This is a genomic window from Microbispora hainanensis, assembly GCF_006874475.1.
GTDB lineage: Bacteria > Actinomycetota > Actinomycetes > Streptosporangiales > Streptosporangiaceae > Microbispora > Microbispora hainanensis.
Map to the genome: position 1 here is coordinate 51,007 of NZ_VIRM01000020.1, position 17,484 is coordinate 68,490.

14 protein-coding genes are annotated in these 17,484 nt (G+C 71.2%); 6 read left to right on the forward strand and 8 right to left on the reverse strand.

The window, feature by feature from the left end:
- Window positions 1–45 precede the first annotated feature (45 nt).
- From FLX08_RS17960 to FLX08_RS17975, 4 genes are all read right to left on the reverse strand, one after another.
- Window positions 46–462 (reverse strand): hypothetical protein, encoded by a 417-nt coding sequence (locus FLX08_RS17960; protein WP_142620022.1) that lies wholly within the window; start codon window positions 460–462, stop codon window positions 46–48.
- Window positions 459–2,762: a nitric-oxide reductase large subunit gene (locus FLX08_RS17965; protein ID WP_142620023.1), complete on the reverse strand. Its 2,304-nt coding sequence runs from the start codon at window positions 2,760–2,762 to the stop codon at window positions 459–461. The genes FLX08_RS17960 and FLX08_RS17965 overlap by 4 nt, the downstream gene beginning before the upstream one ends.
- Window positions 2,763–2,911: 149 nt before the next feature.
- Window positions 2,912–5,632 (reverse strand): arabinofuranosidase catalytic domain-containing protein, encoded by a 2,721-nt coding sequence (locus FLX08_RS17970; RefSeq protein ID WP_142620024.1) that lies wholly within the window; start codon window positions 5,630–5,632, stop codon window positions 2,912–2,914.
- A 420-nt stretch (window positions 5,633–6,052) separates the two neighbouring features.
- Window positions 6,053–6,769 carry a haloacid dehalogenase type II gene (locus FLX08_RS17975; RefSeq protein WP_142620025.1) on the reverse strand — a complete coding sequence of 239 codons (717 nt, stop codon included), beginning with the start codon at window positions 6,767–6,769 and terminating at the stop codon, window positions 6,053–6,055.
- Window positions 6,770–6,976: 207 nt separating this feature from the next.
- Here FLX08_RS17975 and FLX08_RS17980 point away from each other — a divergent pair, with 207 nt between their 5' ends.
- Entirely contained in the window at window positions 6,977–7,336 is a 360-nt protein-coding gene (locus FLX08_RS17980) for a hypothetical protein (protein WP_142620026.1), read from the forward strand.
- 43 nt (window positions 7,337–7,379) lie between these two features.
- Here the strand turns inward: FLX08_RS17980 and FLX08_RS17985 are convergent, their stop codons facing one another.
- Window positions 7,380–8,276 (reverse strand): aminoglycoside phosphotransferase family protein, encoded by an 897-nt coding sequence (locus FLX08_RS17985; protein ID WP_142620077.1) that lies wholly within the window; start codon window positions 8,274–8,276, stop codon window positions 7,380–7,382.
- Window positions 8,277–8,605: 329 nt separating this feature from the next.
- Between FLX08_RS17985 and FLX08_RS17990 the strand changes: the two genes are divergently transcribed.
- Window positions 8,606–9,958 (forward strand): family 43 glycosylhydrolase, encoded by a 1,353-nt coding sequence (locus FLX08_RS17990; RefSeq protein WP_142620027.1) that lies wholly within the window; start codon window positions 8,606–8,608, stop codon window positions 9,956–9,958.
- Window positions 9,959–10,026: 68 nt separating this feature from the next.
- Here FLX08_RS17990 and FLX08_RS17995 read toward each other — a convergent pair whose 3' ends face one another.
- Together FLX08_RS17995 and FLX08_RS18000 are read right to left on the reverse strand one after the other, a co-directional pair.
- Window positions 10,027–10,611 carry a dihydrofolate reductase family protein gene (locus FLX08_RS17995; RefSeq protein WP_142620028.1) on the reverse strand — a complete coding sequence of 195 codons (585 nt, stop codon included), beginning with the start codon at window positions 10,609–10,611 and terminating at the stop codon, window positions 10,027–10,029.
- A gap of 226 nt (window positions 10,612–10,837) precedes the next feature.
- Window positions 10,838–11,509: a hypothetical protein gene (locus FLX08_RS18000; RefSeq protein WP_142620029.1), complete on the reverse strand. Its 672-nt coding sequence runs from the start codon at window positions 11,507–11,509 to the stop codon at window positions 10,838–10,840.
- Between the two features lie 229 nt (window positions 11,510–11,738).
- Here FLX08_RS18000 and FLX08_RS18005 point away from each other — a divergent pair, with 229 nt between their 5' ends.
- Window positions 11,739–13,397, forward strand: a complete 1,659-nt coding sequence (locus tag FLX08_RS18005) for a TIGR03767 family metallophosphoesterase (RefSeq protein ID WP_142620030.1) — start codon at window positions 11,739–11,741, stop codon at window positions 13,395–13,397.
- Window positions 13,398–13,466: 69 nt separating this feature from the next.
- Here the strand turns inward: FLX08_RS18005 and FLX08_RS18010 are convergent, their stop codons facing one another.
- Window positions 13,467–15,665, reverse strand: coding sequence for a glycoside hydrolase family 3 protein (locus FLX08_RS18010; RefSeq protein ID WP_142620031.1), 2,199 nt, complete (start codon window positions 15,663–15,665; stop codon window positions 13,467–13,469).
- Window positions 15,666–15,775: 110 nt separating this feature from the next.
- On the opposite strand from FLX08_RS18010, the gene FLX08_RS18015 reads away from it, so the two are divergent.
- From FLX08_RS18015 to FLX08_RS18025, 3 genes are all read left to right on the forward strand, one after another.
- Window positions 15,776–16,351, forward strand: a complete 576-nt coding sequence (locus tag FLX08_RS18015; protein WP_142620032.1) for a TetR/AcrR family transcriptional regulator — start codon at window positions 15,776–15,778, stop codon at window positions 16,349–16,351.
- 167 nt (window positions 16,352–16,518) lie between these two features.
- The gene (locus tag FLX08_RS18020) at window positions 16,519–17,268 is read left to right on the forward strand and encodes a GntR family transcriptional regulator (protein ID WP_142620033.1); all 750 of its coding nucleotides are present in this window, start codon (window positions 16,519–16,521) and stop codon (window positions 17,266–17,268) included.
- Entirely contained in the window at window positions 17,252–17,479 is a 228-nt protein-coding gene (locus FLX08_RS18025; RefSeq protein WP_079312946.1) for an indolepyruvate ferredoxin oxidoreductase subunit alpha, read from the forward strand. Before FLX08_RS18020 ends, FLX08_RS18025 begins: the two co-directional genes overlap by 17 nt.
- The last annotated feature ends 5 nt before the right edge of the window (window positions 17,480–17,484 follow it).

Below are 17,484 nucleotides of genomic sequence, written 5' to 3' on the forward strand. Positions count from 1 at the left end.
ACGCCCTGGGAAAGCACAGGGAGGCCCTGACGTCTCAGGAAGGTACTACCGGTCGCGATTCGCCGTCCTCTGCCCGGGCTCGGGAAAGCCTGCGGGGGCGGCGCGCAGGTGGCCGGTCAGCCACCGTCCCGTGACGGCGGCGGCCGCGAGCACGGCGGCGGCCAGGGCGAGGTCGGGCCAGGCTGGATGGCGCACCGCCTCGACGAGCGTCAGCGAGGCGGCCAGGACGACCAGCACGAGAGCGAGCCCGCGGTGGAAGCGCCCCGCCTCGGAGTGCGGCCAGGGCCGCGGCGCCCGGACGATCTCGCGCCCGTCGTGCGAGGGGGTGCGGCCGGGCCTGCGGCGGCGTTCGGACCGCCCGGCGACGCGGCGGGCCAGACGGTCCAGCCCGGCGGCGGTGACGAGCAGCGCGGCCGCGTAGCCGTACGCCAGGACGGACTCCGTGACGAAGGGACCGATCATGCGCTGTCCACCGGCTCCCTGACGTCCGACAGCCGGGGCGCGGGGGTGAGCCCGGTGGCCGGGTCGGCCGCGGCCTGGCGGCCCCTGTGGCGTACGCCGAGCCAGGCGATCCAGCAGAAGGGGAGCACGCCGCCGACGATGAACAGCGCGTCGCCGGGCAGCCGCAGCCACTCCAGCAGCGTGTTGGTGCTGCCGGTGATGTAGCCGAGCGAGCGCGCCTCGAAATATCCGGAGGCCACCGACTCGTGCAGTTGCAGGAGCCCGAGCGGCAGCAGGGTGGCGAAGCACATCCAGGCCAGGCCGATGTTGAGGGACCAGAAGGAGACCCTGGCCCACTTCTCCGGCCACCGGCCGGCGGGGATCAGATAGCGCAGCGCGAACAGTCCCAGGGCGACGGCGAGCATGCCGTAGACGCCCATCATCGAGCCGTGCGCGTGGTTGGCCGTCAGGCCGGTGCCGATCTCGTAGTAGGAGACGATCGGGAGGTTGATCAGGAAGCCGAAGACGCCCGCGCCGAGGAAGTTCCAGAAGCCGACGGCGACCAGGAACATCACGGCCCAGCGGTGCGGGAACGGCGTGCGCGACTCCATGTGCTGGCGCGCTCCGAGCTGCACGAACGACCACGCCTCCACGGTCAGGAAGGTCAGGGGGACGACCTCCATCGCGGAGAAGAACGCGCCCAGCGCGAGATGCTCCACGGGCTCGCCGCTGAAGTACAGGTGGTGCATGGTGCCGATCACGCCGCCGGCCGAGTAGAGGATGATGTCCAGATAGATCACCACGAGGGCGACCCGCTCCCGCACCACGCCCAGCTGGACGAACATGTAGGCGACCATGACGGTGGTGAACAGTTCGAGGAAGTCCTCCACCCACAGGTGCACCACCCAGAAGCGCCAGAAGTCGGTGGCGGTGAAGGTGTCGCCCGGGCGGGCCAGCAGTCCGACGGCGTAGACGCCGGGGATCGCCAGGCCGGCCAGGAAGAACAGCCAGGGCAGGTTGCCCCGGCTGTCCCTCGCCAGGGTCCCGCGCAGCACCCGCCACATCATCACCGCCCACAGGGCCATGCCCGCGGCCAGCAGGATCTGCCAGACGCGGGGGAGATCGAGCCATTCGAACTGCTGGCTGCCCCAGAAGCTGCCCGGCGGGACGAACCCGTGGATGCTCAGCCCTTCTGCGAGGAGGGAGCCGAACGCCACGACCACCAGGGCGATCAGCAGCGTCCAGGCGAGCCTCCCCTGCCCACGTGGCTCGCGTCCGGCCATCAGCGGAGCCAGGAAGATGCCGGCCGCGAGGAAGGCGGCCACCACCCAGAACAGCGACAGTTGCAGGTGCCAGGTGCGGGCCAGGTTGAACGGCAGCAACCCGGCCAGGTCGAAGCCGAAGAAGCTCGTGAGGTCGGCCCGGTAGTGCTCCGTCGCACCGCCCAGCAGCACCTGGGCGAGGAAGAGCAGCGCGACGACGAGGAAGAAGAACGCGGTGACCCGTTGCGCGGGCGTGAGCGCCACCTGGTCGGGGGAGTGGAAGTCGACGGTCTCCGCCTGACGGCCGCGCCAGCCCAGATGGCCGCCCCACCGGCCGACGGCTCCGAACAGCGCCCCGATGCCGGCCAGCAGGGCGATCAGCGACACCACGCTCCACAGCACGGTGTCGGCGGTGGGCACGTTGCCCACCAGTGGCTCACCGGGCCAGTTGTTGGTGTAGGAGTAGTCCTCGCCGGGGCGTTCGGCCGCGGCGATCCAGGCCGTCCAGGACAGGAACGCGGTCAGCTGGTGGATCTGCCGCGGGTCGGTGATCGCGTACGGACGCAGTCCCTTGCCGGTGCGGGGGTCGGCGAAGTAGCCGCGATAGTGGCCGACGAGAGCGGTGAAGGCGTCCGCCTGCGCCCGCGTGTAGGTCAGCACCCCTGAACGGGGGTCGTAGCGGTTGGTGCGGAACTCCTGCTCGAGCTGCTCACGGGCCCGGTCGCCGCCGCCGCTGGCCCGCAGGGCGATGGTGGCGGCCCGGCGCAGATAGTCGGCCGTGTAGTCCGGCCCGAGATAGCCCCCGTGCCCGAGCACCGACCCGTACTGCATCAGCCCGTGGGCCAGGAAGACCTTCTGCCCGTCGGCGACGTCGCGGCCGGTGTACACCTCCTGCCCGGATTCGCTCACCACGAGCCGTGGCACGGGCGGCTGCGCCGTGTACGTACGGAGGGCGAGCACCCCCATGACGAAGAACCCGAACACGGCCACCAGCGCCGCCGCCTGGATCCAGCGTCTGGAGACCAGAAGCTCTCTGCGCGTCCCTGCCCCTGGCACCATCGATAACCGATCTCGATCAGGAAGGGGAGAGCTTCCTACTCCTATCGGGCACGGGCCGCACCGGTCGAGAGGACACGCCCGCCGCGCCGGACTCCTGGGGTGCCCACGGGGGGACCGCGGGCACCGCAGGTGCCGGGGAACCGATCGGGCTACCTGGAGTTGGGCCCGCCCGGAGTGGGCGCGTTGGACGTGACGAAGTCGTGGCAGAGGCTGTCGGCGTCGGTGCCGTCGGGCCAGCGGGCGTTGCTCCGGCCCGCGCCGGCGGCCGCGCCGGCCACGACGGCGATGCAGCCGCCCTTGCCCTGGTCGGCCTCCATGACGGCGAGTTCAGGGGTGGCGATGGTTCCGTTGCCGCTCGAACTGCTCTGCTGGGAGCCGTAGACGACGGCGTCGACGACCACGCCGCCTCGTTCGTCGAGGAGCGCGATGGAACCGGCGCTGGTGGACAGGGCGCTCCCGAACCACTGGTCGGGCGCCGGCGTTCCCTGGTAGCCCGCCGTCGTCACCAGGGGGTTGACCACGGCCGTGCCGATCGGGTGGGCCTTGAGCGGCTTGTCGAGCGTGAGACCGCCGCCCAGCGCCTGCACCGGCTCGCCGCTCGTGTGCGGGTGACGGGTCGGCGGCGAGAAGCCGATCCCGGTGCCGGGGTCGGACACGTCGACGCCCGACGCGTGGGCCAGCCGCAACGGCGCGGCCAGGTCGACGCCAGTGCCGTTCGCGCCGGTGGTGCCGACGTTCGCGACCGTGACGGTCTCCTTGTTCTCGCCGGTGTCCACCGTCAGGGTGTCGCCGACGGTCATGTTGGCGTCGGCCGCGACCTTGATGTTGGTCGCGCCCTCGGCCGCGTCGGCCGACAGGGTCGTCTGTGTGGCCGCCTTGCCGACCGCGCTGACCGTGGCGAGCTCGTAGTCGTCGCCCGAACCGATGCCGATCCTGTCGCCGACGGTGAAACCGGTCGCGTTCGTGACGGGCACGTTGGTCGAGTGGGCGGGGACCGTGATCCAGGGCCCGGTGGAGACGGGAACGAACAGAGTCGTCACCAGGCTGGCCGCCGTCCCGACCGACTGGATCGTGCGGGTCTCCCGCTCGTGCCCGGTGTCGATGTCGATCTGCTGGCCGGCCGCGAAGCCGGTCGTGCTCCTCACGTTGATCGTGGTGTCCTCGGCGTTCGCGGGGGCCGCCAGCCCGGAGCCGGCGAGGCCGAGCAGGTAGTAGGCGCCGCTCGCGAGCCGCGTCCCGGCAGGGATCTTGGCCAGTGTGGTGCCGGGTGAGCCGCTCGGGGTGGTGGTCAGGGTCCAGCCGGAGATGTCGATGTCGTTCGCGGAGGGGTTGTAGAGCTCCACGAACTGGTCGGTCGCGTTGGTGCTCGTACGGAACCGAACCTCATTGATCTTGATGGGGAGGACGTTGCGTACGGCTTGCGCGGTTTCCGTGGACTGGCGGCCCTTCACCGGGCCCGAGGGGTTCGTCCACTCGGCCCTGCCGGTCAGATAGCCGGCGCCGGTCCTGTCCGCGGAGGTGACCGTGAAGGTCGCGCTCACGGTCTCACCCGGTGCGACCGACGGGAACGTCGCCGACTTGTCGCGGGTGTCCTTGACCGAGGCGGTCCATCCCCCGGGGGCGGACAGGCTCAGCTTGACGCCCACCGCGGCCGAGCCCGTGGTGTTCGTGAACGTCTCGGTGACGTCCTGCGCGGAGCGCGGGGTGAACGTGGTGGCCCGCGACAGCGCCAGACGCGTCACGTCATACTTGGCGGCCACGATGTTGGCCTGCACCGCGTCCGTGGTGGCCTCCGACGGGTAACCCTTCGTCATCACTCCCTCGTAGAAGGTGCCCGACGAACCGTTGCCGTTGTCGCCGCCGGTGCCGAGGAGGACGGCGCCCTTCTTGCGCATGGGGTAGTAGCTGCTGTTGGTCAGCGAGCCGGGACGGATCCCGCTGTAGAAGGTCGTCAGAGGGCCGTCCTGGGCGTTGCCGCCGCGCAGATCCCACTGGTTCCCGCCGCCGCCGTCGACGACCGCGGTGACGAATCGCCAGGAGTCGATGGTCGGATCCGCCGGGTTCTGCTTCGCGTTGTACCCGGAGAACAGGCCCGCCTCCATGTCGGCCATGATCCACGGGCCGGGGCCGCTGCCGCTGCCCCAGGCGGTGGCGGTGCCGAAATACGTGGTCTCCATGGTGCCGGTGCCCACGGCGCGGCTGTTCGTCGAGGAGTTGCCGTAGTCGAAGCAGCAGCCGCTGTCATAGTGGGTGCCGTCGATGACGTAGTAGATGCCCTCCGGCTCGTCGCCCTTCGCGAGGCCGGTGGCGTTGTTGTTGCGGTACCCCATGCCCGGCATGATGTACACGCCGTAGGCCTTGTGGCCGCCGATCGTGATCGGCGCCATGTCCGCGATCGCGAGGGTGTCGTAGCCGCCGACGGCCGGGCCCCGGAACGTGCCGGGCGGAGCCTGATAGAGGTCGTTGCCGGTGCCGGACTGGTCGTAGATCTTGGTGATCACGCAGACCACGTGGTCGCAGAACGCGTCCTGGGAGGCCGCGTCGGCGTATCCGCCGGAGTCCGGGGAGGGGTGGGCGGCGGAGCGGACGACGCCGATGTCCCTGGTCGCGTTGTCCGAGGTGCGCATGACCTGGTAGAGCGGGCCGTTGTAGGACGAGTACAGCGCGCGCGTTGTGCTGTGGGCGGCGACGCAGGGCGTGCCGCCGGCGGCGTAGATGTCACAAGGACCCTGTGGCCGGTCCGGGGCGGCGGGCGGCGCCGCCTGCGCCTGCGGCGTCACCGCGAGCGCGCCGCCGATCAGAGCCAGTGCGGTCGCCGTACGAGCGGCCAGGGTGCCGAGGCGTCCGCGTTCGATGGGGGGTCTGAACATGTCGGATCAACTCCTCCATGCGTCGTGCTCGACTGAGCCGACGTGCGGGGGCGTGGCCTGCCGAGGTTCGGTTAGGCGACCGCGGACACCGTCACGCGGGCATGGGCGATCCCGCGCCGGACGTCTCGGTCGGCACTTGGCAGGGTGCCCGCTGACCGCGCTTTGTTAGCGCTAACAAAAACGATCGCGTCAACGGGTTCGTGGATGGAGAGGGAGTCGGGAGCGGGGTTGATCTTGATCAACTGCCCACACTATGGCATCGGCCGCAGGTAACGTCAAGGTTACATACGCAATATCGGACCGGTCCTTTCCGGCCGGCCCGGTGCTCGGCCTGCGACGTCCGGGGGCCGTCATGCGTGCCGTCGTGATCCCGGCGTGATCCCGGCGTGATGCCGGAGCGCCCGCCCGTGGAGCTCGCCGTCAGCGCCGGAACCGGATGAGCTGATCGGCCAGGCCGGGCAGGTCCGGCGCGACCAGGTCCGGCCTCGGCAGGGACTCGACGGGCAGCGGGGCGTTCCCCGGCCGGGTGATCAGACCGGCGGTGTAGCCGCAGCTCTGCGCGCCCATCGTGTCCCACAGGTGCGCGGCGACCAGGAAGCACGAGGCCGGGGGGACCCGGAGAGACTGCGTGACCAGGTGATAGACCCGGGGCGCCGGTTTGTAGGCGCGGACCGTGTCGACGCTGAACTGCCGCTCGAAGAAGTGCGCCAGACCGGCATGCTCCAGCGGGCTCCGGCCACCGGGGCCGAGAGGCGAGTTCGTGAGCGTCACCAGGCGAAATCCGGCGTCCGCGAGCCGGGTCAGGCCGGCTTCCACGTCGGGATGGGGTGGCATGGTCAGCATGCCTTGGCTGATCTGTTCGATGTCGGCGTCGGTGACCGTCACCCCGTGGATGTCGCCGAGCATTCTGAGCAGCCCCTGCCCCAGGGTGAAGAACTGCTCGTAGAGGCCCGCCGCGGTGATGGCCATCGAATACAGGAAAAGATGGCCGAGCCATTCGCGCATCACCCGGGCGTCCCCGAAGACGCGCTGGAAAAGCGGGTTCATCGACTCGAAGTCGATCAGCGTCTCGTTGACGTCGAACACCAGGATCGACGGCTCGCCGGCGGCGATCGCGGGCGCGGCGTCGTCGTTCATCGGTGCGGCCCCCTTCCGCGCGGGCCCCACCATTATGGTGCGTGCACGCAGTGTCACCGCAGGTCGGCCCCGCTCTCCGCGCGTACCGGCTCCGCCACGGAGCCGGCCGCCCCCGGCCGCCGGCGGCTGCGGATATGACGGGTGTCATGGTCAGGACGCGACGTGCGGCACTTATCGCCACATCGGCCGATCCGTAGCGTGAAGGTCATGACGAACACGACATCATCGCAGCGTACGGACTGGCACGTCTCCCTCATCGGCGGCCTGAAGCGCCGGGGCCCGGGGCGGATGCCCGCGGACACGGTCGTCCTCACTCCCATCGGGGGAGCCGACCTCGACCTGCGCGACGCCCGGATCGAGGCGATCACCTCGGTGACGAAGATCTCGATCGCGGGCGGGGTGCGGCTGCGGGTGCCCGCCGACGTGACAGTGGAGGTCGAGAGCTTCAGCCTGTTCGGCGGCCGTAAGGTGGAGCCGGGCACACAGGACACGCCGGACGCCTCCTGCCGTGTCGTCCGCGTCCGCAACTACAGCGTCTTCGGCGGCGTCGACGTCACCCGCGGCTGAGCCTGGTCGGAGGTGGCCGGGGGCGGCCGGAGGCGTCGCGGGCTCAGGCGGGGCCGCCGTCCGCCAGGATGCGGTCCAGGGTGCGCCGGCCCATCCGGCTCATGGCCGGGTTGGTCTCCAGGTAGTACCAGACGAGTCCCATCGCCTGGGCGAAGGCCCACGCCTTGCCCCGCTCCCACTCGAGGTCGTCGCACCCCAGGCCGAGACGGAGCACCTGGCGCGGCGCGGCCTCCAGCAGATGCCAGGCGCTCACGAGATCGAGGGCGGGGTCGGCCGGCCCGAACCCGCCGCCGTCGAGAATCCCGGCGAGCCGGCCGGCGGACACGAGCACGTTGCCGGGGATGAGATCACTGTGATTCATCACGTCGGCCGCTTCGCGCGGCAGGCTGCGAAACGCGTCCCACATGCGGCGCAGCCGGGGAACGTCCAGCAGTCCTTCACTGCGCTCGAAGCAGGTCTCCATCCACGCGTCGTGGGCCGTAAGGTCGCCTCCCCGGCCCGTGCCGGAGAACGTACGGCCGCGCGTGCCGGCCGCGCGCAGGTCGGTGATGAGATCGGCGAGGTCGTGGGCGAACGCGATCGACTCGCCCGGGTCCTCGTCGGTCGCCACGGTGCCGGGCAGCCACGTCTGCACCGACCACGGAAGCGGATATCCCGCACCGGGCTCGCCGAGCGCGACCGGCTCGGGGGTGGGGAAGCGGGTGGCGGCCGCCAGTTCGCGGGCCGCCTCCGCTTCGGACTCCAGCCACCGCCGCGTGACGTCGACCGGCCGCGGCTGCAGGGGGAAGCGGGCCGTGAGGCGGTCGCCGACACGGAAGATGGCGTTGACCGTCCCGTGAGAGGCGACGCCCGTGACGGGCAGGCCGCGCCACTGCGGGAACTGCTCGTCCACCAAGGCGCGCACGGTCTGCGGTGACACCGTCAGCTGGTCGGCATGCATCTTCACGCCGGTGAGGGTTCCGCTTTCCGGTCGTCTCCCGCAACCGGTTTTTCGGCATCCCGAGACGGCTTCAGGAAATCATGGAGAACGATTCTCCGGTTGCCGGCCGCCCGTTTTTCCGGCCGATTCATTTCGTTGTTGCATCGCGTGGAAAAGCTGATCCGATTTCGGTGCGCGGCCTCGGCGCCCTCTCTGCTCACGTCCGCGACGCCGGTCCGGCCGTGCGCCGAGAACCTTTTTGTCGTCTGTTCACTGTCGAAATGACTCTTACTACCGTGTCCTCCCGGCAGGGCGCCCGCGCCCTTCGTGGAAAAGGAGGACCCTTACCGATGACTGGTGCCGATAACGGATTTCAGGTGGGCCGGCGGTCCGTGCTGGCCGGTGTCGCAGGCCTGTTGGGAGCGGCGGCGCTGCCCCCGGCCGCCGCGCACGCGGACCCGAAGGAGCTGCCGCACGGGGGCGGGCCGAAGGGGCGTTACCCGTCCAATTGGCCCGAGCTCACGCCGTACGGCCTGGCGGACACGCGGACGGACCTGTGGCCGCGTGACGACAACTCCTTCATCCTCCCGCTGGAGCCGCGCCCCCGCGACGAGGAGCTCGGCCGGGTCTGGATGCGGGACACCTACGTCAACTGCTTCGACGTCGGCGGTCGTCCGGTCTACGTCGCCACCGGCACCACGCGGGTGCCCGGGCTGGCGGCGGCGGGCCCGTGGAACGACGGCATCTTCGTGTGGACGGCCACGTCGCTGCACGGGCCGTGGAAGCTGGCCGACACCACGGGCATCCGGCCGGACGCCGAGAAGGGCAAGGTGTGGTCGCCCGAGTTCGCAGGCGAGAACCGGCCCGGGCGCACGGTCGTCGCTCCCTGGCAGGAGTACTGGTATGACGACCAGTTCGGCAAGCGCGGCAACGTGTGGGCGCCCGAGGTGCACTACTTCCGCGGCACGTGGTACATCGTCGCGTGCATGGGCGACCACTCACAGAAGGTCGGGTCGTTCATGCTCGTGAGCGAGGGCGGGGTTGAGGGTCCCTACCGGCTCGTCCAGGGCAACCACGACAAGCCCTTCGGCGACTCCTTCATCGGCGGGCCGGCCTTCATCAAGCCCGGCGCCTACCACCACATCGACGGCGGCCTGTTCAGCGAGGGCGACGAGGCGTGGCTCGTGCTGCACAACAACCTGTACGCGAAGTTCCGGGATGACATGGAGGACATCATCCCCACGACGAACCTGCCGCGGTTCCAGCAGACGCCCTACGCGCCCGAGCCCTATCTCGAAGGCGCGTACGTGTTCAAGTACGACGGCAAGTACTACCTCGTCCACGCCGCGTGGGACCGGTCGTCGGCCGGCCCCGACGGCGGCACGCGCTACGCCTACGACACGGCGGCCGCGGGCCGCGTGCAGTACCAGTACGACGCGATCGTCGCCGTCGCCGACAGGTTCGAGGGGCCCTACTCCAAGCGGTGGACCCTGGGGGTCGGCGCCGGCCACAACAACATCTTCGCGGACCGCAGCGGCCAGTTGTGGGCGACGTTCTTCCGCAACCCCAACGCCGGCTACTGGGCCGACCCGTCGCGCATCGGCCAGGCCGCCGTGCCCGGCGTCGTACGGCTGGAGTGGACCGGCCCCGAGGGCGACCGCCTGTACGTCGCCCGCCGGAACCCCGGGCACAGCAAGGATTGACACCCCCGCCGCGGACCCGCGCCCGCTGATGGGCGTGGTGACCGCACGCTGGCGGCTCCGCCGGGGGGTCACTCCACGGCTTCGGCCGGGACCCGCGCCGTCGTTGCCGGGCGGTAGCGGATGTTCACCACCGACGCGGGGTCGACCGGGCCGAGCCGGTGGAGGCGGATCGGCTCACCTCCGGGGTTGTCGTACAGCCGGATGCCCTCGCCGAGCAGGACCGGCGCGATGTGCAGGTCGATCTCGTCGATCAGACCCAGTTCGAGAAGACGCCGCCCGATGGTGGGGGAGAAGACTTCGAGGTTCTTGCCGCCGGCCGCCTCCAGTCCGATCCGCACCGCCTCCGCCGGGTCGCAGCTCAGGAACGTGACGCCGGCGGCGGGCGTCGCGTCCTCGGGATGGTGGGTGAGCACGAACAACGGACCCTCCCAGAGGCCGCCGTACGGGCGGTGGCCTCCGGCGGAGTCCCAGCCGTCCCGGCCGCCCAGTATCGCGCCCGTGGTCCGGACGTACTCGTCTATCAGCCCCGGACGGGCCGAGATCCCGCTCATCCAGCCCATCTCGTGGCCCGGCCCCGCCACGAAACCGTCGAGCGACATGGTGAAGTGCCAGAGGACCTTCCCGGTCGCGGTCTGCGGCTCGATGTCGCTCATTCATCGCCTCCCCATTCGGGTTGCATTTTGCAACCAGTGGGGCCACGCTAGGTCCTCCGATTGCAAATCGCAACTGGTTCCGTGATGACGGACACGCGCTCCACCCGGATGGAGCCGCAGAGTCGTCCCACCGCCCCGTCGCCGACGAGATCGCCGGGCAGGAGGACACGGGGGTATGTCGCTCCGGAGTAGCCGTCGGCGGAAAGACGGCTCGGGAGCCGGCCTGTCACCGTGACCGGAGACGGCGGCGTGACAGGAGCCCGGCGCAGGCGGCGAGGGTGATCACAAGGCCGGCGAGCACGTACATCCGCCCGTCCGGCCCGGCCTCGCCGCCGCCTCCGGTCGCAGCCCCGCCTACCGGGGTCGTGTCCACGTCCTGCGCCGCCCCCGCATCCCGCTCAAGGTCGTCGTCGCCCGATTCGCCGGCCGTGTCTCCCGCTGTGTCTCCCGCTGTGTCTTCGGCCGGGTCTCCGGCCGTCACGGTGACCGTGACGGTGCGGGTCGGCTTCGGGCTGGCGACGGCGCCGTCCGGAGAGGGGGTGGGACTCGACTGACCCTCCTGAGTCACGGTCAGGGGATAGGTGGTCAGGGTCCCGGCGTTCCGCACCTCGCACTTGATGAGCGGCGCGGTGGGCGAGGGCCCGATGTTGACGGCGGCCGGCCGCACCCGTGCCGTGCCCGCCGTGGGCGAGGTCGTCTTCAACGTGATTCCAGCCTGCGGCAGCGGAACGACCTGCCCGGCGGCGACGGTCACCGGCTCGCTCACACCGGTGGCGGAGGTCAGATTCTCGATGCCGGTGAGGGCCGCGTAGGCGTACACCTTGACGTCGGCCAGGCCCTCGGTGGGCGCCCGCAGCTCGCTGCCCGTGACGTACGTTCCGCGCCAGCCGATCGACATCTGCCGCCCCGCGGTGGGGTCGTCCGGGCCGGGCGACCCGTGAGCGCGCTTTTCTGAACGGCGGGCAAGCGGCGGGGTTCCGATCCGCTGCCGCCAGGCGTCCGGCCCGCATACGGCCATTTCTCGGCCGCATATGGCTGGACGGCGTTTCAGCCGTGTTAGCGCGGCGGTCATTCCGGCTGTCGACCATTCCCGGTGGACGTTCGCCTCGCCGCCACCGGGGAGCATCATGGATCCCACCCTCAGCCGCCGTGCCTTCCTCCTCGCCTCCGGAACGACCGCCTCCGGGGTCGCACTGGACATCGCGCTTTCCGCCGCCCCGGCCGCCTCCTCGGCCGTGACCCCGTCGACGGCCGCGCTCATGACGACGGTCCACACCGTCGCGCGACCGCGCGGCGCCGGCGGATATCGCCGGCTGTCCGACGGCCCCGGCTGGCGGCGGGTGACCCGCACCGAACTGGCCGGGGCCGGAAAGGGCAGGGCGGAAAGCCGCACGGCGCTGGCCTGCTTCGTCCAGTTCACCGACCTGCACATCACCGACGTGCAGAACCCGCAGCGCTACGAGTTCCTGCGCGCCGCCGACATGGGCTCCTGGCGCCCGCAGGAGGCGCTGACCGCCGTCGGAGCCGTCTCGCTGATCGAGCAGGTCAACGCCCTGCGGTATGGCCCGGCCACCCGGGCGCCGATCGGCTTCGTCATGACCACCGGCGACAACACCGACAACAACTCCCGGATCGAGCTGGAGTGGTTCCTCACCGCCATGAGCGGCGGGCGCTTCACCCCTGACACCGGCGACCCGGGCGCGTACGAGGGCGTGCAGGGCTCCGGCCTGGGCCTCTACTGGCAGCCCGAGTCAGGCGTACGCGACATCGACAAGCGGGCGGGGTTCCCGCACCTGGAGGGTTTCCTGGAGGCGGCCGTCCGCGAGGTGAGCAGCCCCGGCCTGGCCGTGCCGTGGTATTCCACCATCGGCAACCACGACCGGCTCTTCGGCGGCGCCTACTCCGCGGCCGGCGGCTTCTTCGCCGACCTGGCCACCGGCTCGCGCAAGCTGTTCGACCTGCCCGCCTCCGAGGCCGGCGCCGTCTATCGGGCGCTGCGCCATGGCGACCCCACCGGCGCCCGCTTCCGCGCCGCGTGGCAGCACTACCGGCGCAGGGCCCGCACGGTCACCGCCGACGAGCGCCGCGCCCCCGTGAGCCCGCACGCGTACCTCGCCGCTCACCTCGACCCGGCGTACGCCGGGCCCGGACCGGTCGGCCACGGCTACACCCGCGACAATCTCGACAGCGGCCGCCTGGACTACTCCTTCCGGATCGCCGACGGGGTCGTCGGCATCAGCCTGGACACGACCGACCGCGGCGGCGACTACCGGGGATCGGTCGGCACCCGGCAGCTGGCCTGGCTGGAGCGGACGCTGAAGACCCACGCCGACGACGTCGTGCTGATCTTCAGTCACCACCCGAGCTGGGCCATGACCAACCTCGTCCCCGATCCCGCCCGCCGGCACGAGAAGCGCCACGGCGGGCAGGAGCTGCTGGCAGTGCTGCGGAAGCACCGCAACGTGGCCGCGTGGATCAACGGTCACTCCCACCTGAACAGGATCGTCCCGCACGACGGCTTCTGGGAGATCTCCACCGCCTCCCACGTCGACTATCCGCAGCTGGCGCGGGTGATCGAGCTGGCCGACAACCACGACGGGACGCTGTCGCTGTTCACCACGCTGGTGGAGTCGGCCGCGCCGCACCGTACGGATTTCACCGACCTGTCCCAGAGCGGCCTGGCCGCGCTTTATCGGGAGCTCTCGTTCAACTCACCGGGCCTCCGGAGCGGGCTGGCGGGTATGCCGGGTGACCGCAACACCGAGCTTCTGGTGAAGAAGCACTGACGGCGCGCCAGTGGTGAAAAGCGCGCACAGCGCGCCAGTGAAAAGCGCTGCGGTCTCCCGGCATGGCCGTCACAGCGTGACGGTCGAGACGAGGGCGCCGGGGTCACCCGCGTAGGAGGCCGCCTCGATCACGGCCGTCGGGGCGGCCGGGACGAAGCCGGTGGGCGTCCACCTCAGCAGGGGCCGGGCCGACGCGGGCACGGTGATCCGAGCCGACGCTCCGGCCGCGAGCTCGACGGTGGCGAAGCCGAGCAGCACCCGGGTGGGGAAGTCGTCGGCGGTCGCGTCGATCCCCGTGGGCCGCCCGTAGAGCTGCACGACGTGGCGCCCCGCCCGCGAGCCGATGTTGGTCACGGTCACGGTGCCCGTGAGCGAGTCGCCGCCGGACGCGCTGACGGAAAGGTCCGCGAGGGCGAAGCTGGTGTAGGACAGCCCGAACCCGAGCGGGAAAGCCGGCGCGTGTCCGTCCCGGTCCAGCAGCCGCTGGCCGAACCACTTGTCGTAGGTGATGGCGGTGGCGTCGCGGTCGAAGTGCGGCAGGTGCTCCTCGGCGGCCGGGATCGAGTACGGCAGCCGTCCGGCGGCGTCGACGTCGCCGAGCAGCACGTCGGCCAGGGCGCGGCCGCCCTCACAGCCGGAATACCAGGAGACCAGCACGGCCGGCACGGCGTCGCGCCACTCCTCGGTGATGACGGCCCCGGCGGTGACGATCACCACGACGGTGCGCGGGTTGGCCGCAGCCACGGCACGGATGATCTCGGCGTCGACCGGCCGGATCCGCAGGCTCGCCCGGTCGCCGCCGGCGCTTCCCCCGCTGATGGAGTCGACCGCGCCGGGCTCGGCCATGAAGGCCGCGAACGACTGTCCCGCCGGGTCGTCGCCGGGGGGCGGGAACAACGCCAGCAGCTCGGGATCGGTCAGAACGTCGCCGCCGACCCACTCGCCCTCGTCGGCGGCCGTGTAGCCGGCGACGACGACGGCGACGTCGGCCTGCCCGGCAGCGGCGGCGGCAGCGGCCGGGTCGTCGTCGGCCACATGGGTGATCCGGACCCCCGGGAGCGCCTCGGTCAGCCCCCGCAACGCGGTGATCACCTCCGGGGCGCGCACGTCGGAGGAGCCGTTGTCGCCGGTGTTGGGCATGTCCGCCAGGCGCCCGACGACCGCCAGGGACGTGAGGGCGTCCCGCCGCAGGGGGAGCACGGGCGCGTCGCCGACCGGGTCGTTCTTGAGCAGCACCATGCCGCGGGCCGCGACCTCACGTGCCAGCGCGCGGTGCTCGGGGCTGAACACCACGTCGAGCGAGGGCTCGGGCTCGGCGAGGGAGGCGTAGTGGCGCACCTGGGTGCGCAGGACGCGGCGGGCCGCCCGGTCGACGTCGTCCCAGCTCGCCCGGCCGGCCTCCAGGTCGGCGGGCAGGTGCTCGCCGCGCTGCTGGCGGAAGGGCTCCTCCACGTCCAGACCGGCGCGCAGCGAGGCGGCGGCGTCGCGCAGGCCCCAGATGAAGTCGGAGACGGTGACGCCCTCGAAGCCCCACATGCCGCGGAGCACGCCTTCCATCAGGTGCTCGTTCTGCCCGGCCCACTCGCCGTTGACGGAGTTGTAGGCGGTCATGACGCCCGACACGCCCTCTTCCACGATCCTGCGGAAGTGCGCCAGGTAGACCTCGTGCAGGGCCGCCTCGTCGGCGGTGACGTCCACCTTGAACCGGGCGTTCTCCATGCTGTTGAGCGCGTAGTGCTTGACGACGGCCATGGCGTTGCGCTGCACCCCCCGGGTCAGCGCCGCGCCGAACTCGCCGAGCAGGACCGGGTCCTCGCCGTACGTCTCCTGGGCCCGCCCCCAGGCGGGGTGGCGGGGCAGGTTGACGCACACGCCGCCGAAGAAGTTGGCGCCCTGGGCGCGCAGCTCGCGCCCGATGACGGTGCCGACGCGCTCCTCCAGGGCCACGTCCCAGGTCGCGCCGCGGGCCATGGACACCGGGAACGCGGTCGACTTGCCCATCACGACGCCGCGCGGGCCGTCGGAGAACAGCAGGCCGGGGATGCCCAGCCGCTCGATCCTGCCCATCGGGATGGGGGTGAGGTTGTATCCGTTGGTCAGCATGTCGGCCATCCCCGGCCAGAACGGCAGGTCTCCGTCCAGCAGCCACAGGCGTTCTTCCCGGGTCAGCTGCGACAGCAGCTCGTCGACCGCCTCGTCCAGAGGCCGGCCGTCACGCACTGCGGCGACGGCGACGGAGAAGGGGGTCGGAGAAGAGGGCGTCGACATGCGCACACAACTCTCTGAACAGGCGCGACAGCGCTATCTACCAAACGGTAGATAACCTAGGCTGGTATCGTGATCGAAATCAACCCCCGCCTCCGAGGAGCCTGGACGGCATGACCCCCTCGCCGGGACGGCGCCGGCTGCCGCTCGCCGAACGCCGAGAGGAGATCCTCAAGGCGGCCACCGAGCTGATCGCCGCCTCCGGGTTCAAGGGCGTCACCCTTGAGGCGTTCGCCGCGGCCTGCGGCATGACCAAGGCGGGGCTGCTGCACCACTTCCGCTCCCGCGAGGAGCTGCTCATCGCGGTCCTCGAACGCCGTGACACGCTCGACCTCACCACCGTGGCCGGCGCGCTGGAACCGGCTCCCGACGCGGCCACCGCCCGTGCCGTCATGTCGGGATTCGTCCGGCGCAACCTCGCCCAGCGCTCGCTCGTGCAGCTCTACACCGTGCTGTCGGCCGAGGCGCTCGACCCCGCGCACCCCGCGCACGCCTACTTCCGCAAGCGGCTCCGCGAGGGCCGGGCCATGCTGGAGCGCTACCTGCTGGCCTGGCATCCCGATCCGGGGGCGGCCGCCGTGGACCTGCTCGCCTTTCTCGACGGGCTGCAGCTCAACTGGCTGCGTGACGACGGCATCGACTTCCTCGCCCAGTGGGAGGCGTTCGCCGACCGCTTCTTCGCCGCCTGAGCCTTCCGCGGCCGGCCTTCTCCGGGCGCTCCGGGACGTACGCGAGGGTGGCGGTTGTCGGCCTCATCGGCGGAAAAGCGCAGGTCAACGGCGTTCGCCGGCCCTCCCGAGTGGCGTAATCGCGCCGTTATCCAGCTATTCCTACCGGGAAGGTAGTCTTTCGCGTCATGGAGTTGGCGGACGCGAGACGGCGCCGGGCGGACAGGGCCCGCCAGGTCGCCGACCTGCTGCGGCGGGAGGTCGTGCACGGCGGTTTCGGCGGCGGTCATCTGCCGCTGGAGTCCGCCCTCGCGCGGGAGTTCGGGACCTCGCGCAACACGATCAGGGACGCCCTCGACCTGTTGCGCGACGAGGGCCTCATCGAGCGGTGCCCGGGAGTCGGCACCACGGTGGCCGCGGAGAAGTACCCGCACGGCCTGCACCGGCTGCTCGGCCTCGCCGAGACCCTCCGGGAGCACGGAGAGGTCACCAACGAGGTCCGCGCGATGGGCCTGATCCCGCCTCCGGCCGCCGTACGCGGGCGGCTCGGCCTGCCGCCCGGCGAGTCCGTCGTCTACGTGGAGCGGCTGCGCCGGCTCAACGGGCTGCCGCTCTCGCTCGACCTGACCTACCTCGTCCGCGAGGTGGGGGAGCCGCTCTTCGACGCCGATCTCGTGCACAACGACGTGTTCGTGCTGCTGGAACGCATCGCCGGTCAGCCGCTCGGCGTGGCGGAGCTGACGATCGAGGCCGTGAACGCCGACCCCCACACCGCGGCCGTCCTCGACGCGCCGCGCGGCGCGGCGCTGCTGATGGTCGAGCGCCTCACCCACCTGTCCGACGGCCGCCCGGTCGACCTGGAGTTCGTCAGGTTCCGCGGCGACCGCCTCACCATGCGTGGCCATCTCTGGAGGAACACCGATGACCCTGGTCAATAGCCGCGTCGACGTGCCCGTCACGATCGACGAGTCGCTGTGCATCGAGGGCTGCACGTTGTGCGTGGACGTGTGCCCGCTCGACTCGCTGGCCATCCACGAGGTCAGCGGCAAGGCGTACATGCACGTGGACGAGTGCTGGTATTGCGGCCCCTGCGCCGACCGGTGCCCCGCGGACGCGGTCACGGTGAACATCCCCTACCTGCTCCGATAGAAGGA

Bases quoted from the DNA above. Each gene is read 5' to 3' on its own strand.
- FLX08_RS17965 (WP_142620023.1), bottom strand. From the start codon at position 2,762: ATGGTGCCAGGGGCAGGGACGCGCAGAGAGCTTCTGGTCTCCAGACGC.
- FLX08_RS18010 (WP_142620031.1), bottom strand. From the start codon at position 15,665: ATGTCGACGCCCTCTTCTCCGACCCCCTTCTCCGTCGCCGTCGCCGCA.
- FLX08_RS17975 (WP_142620025.1), bottom strand. From the start codon at position 6,769: ATGAACGACGACGCCGCGCCCGCGATCGCCGCCGGCGAGCCGTCGATC.
- FLX08_RS18025 (WP_079312946.1), top strand. From the start codon at position 17,252: ATGACCCTGGTCAATAGCCGCGTCGACGTGCCCGTCACGATCGACGAG.
- FLX08_RS18020 (WP_142620033.1), top strand. From the start codon at position 16,519: ATGGAGTTGGCGGACGCGAGACGGCGCCGGGCGGACAGGGCCCGCCAG.
- FLX08_RS17985 (WP_142620077.1), bottom strand. From the start codon at position 8,276: ATGCATGCCGACCAGCTGACGGTGTCACCGCAGACCGTGCGCGCCTTG.
- FLX08_RS17960 (WP_142620022.1), bottom strand. From the start codon at position 462: ATGATCGGTCCCTTCGTCACGGAGTCCGTCCTGGCGTACGGCTACGCG.
- FLX08_RS18000 (WP_142620029.1), bottom strand. From the start codon at position 11,509: ATGTCGATCGGCTGGCGCGGAACGTACGTCACGGGCAGCGAGCTGCGG.
- FLX08_RS17970 (WP_142620024.1), bottom strand. From the start codon at position 5,632: ATGTTCAGACCCCCCATCGAACGCGGACGCCTCGGCACCCTGGCCGCT.
- FLX08_RS18015 (WP_142620032.1), top strand. From the start codon at position 15,776: ATGACCCCCTCGCCGGGACGGCGCCGGCTGCCGCTCGCCGAACGCCGA.
- FLX08_RS17990 (WP_142620027.1), top strand. From the start codon at position 8,606: ATGACTGGTGCCGATAACGGATTTCAGGTGGGCCGGCGGTCCGTGCTG.
- FLX08_RS18005 (WP_142620030.1), top strand. From the start codon at position 11,739: ATGGATCCCACCCTCAGCCGCCGTGCCTTCCTCCTCGCCTCCGGAACG.
- FLX08_RS17980 (WP_142620026.1), top strand. From the start codon at position 6,977: ATGACGAACACGACATCATCGCAGCGTACGGACTGGCACGTCTCCCTC.
- FLX08_RS17995 (WP_142620028.1), bottom strand. From the start codon at position 10,611: ATGAGCGACATCGAGCCGCAGACCGCGACCGGGAAGGTCCTCTGGCAC.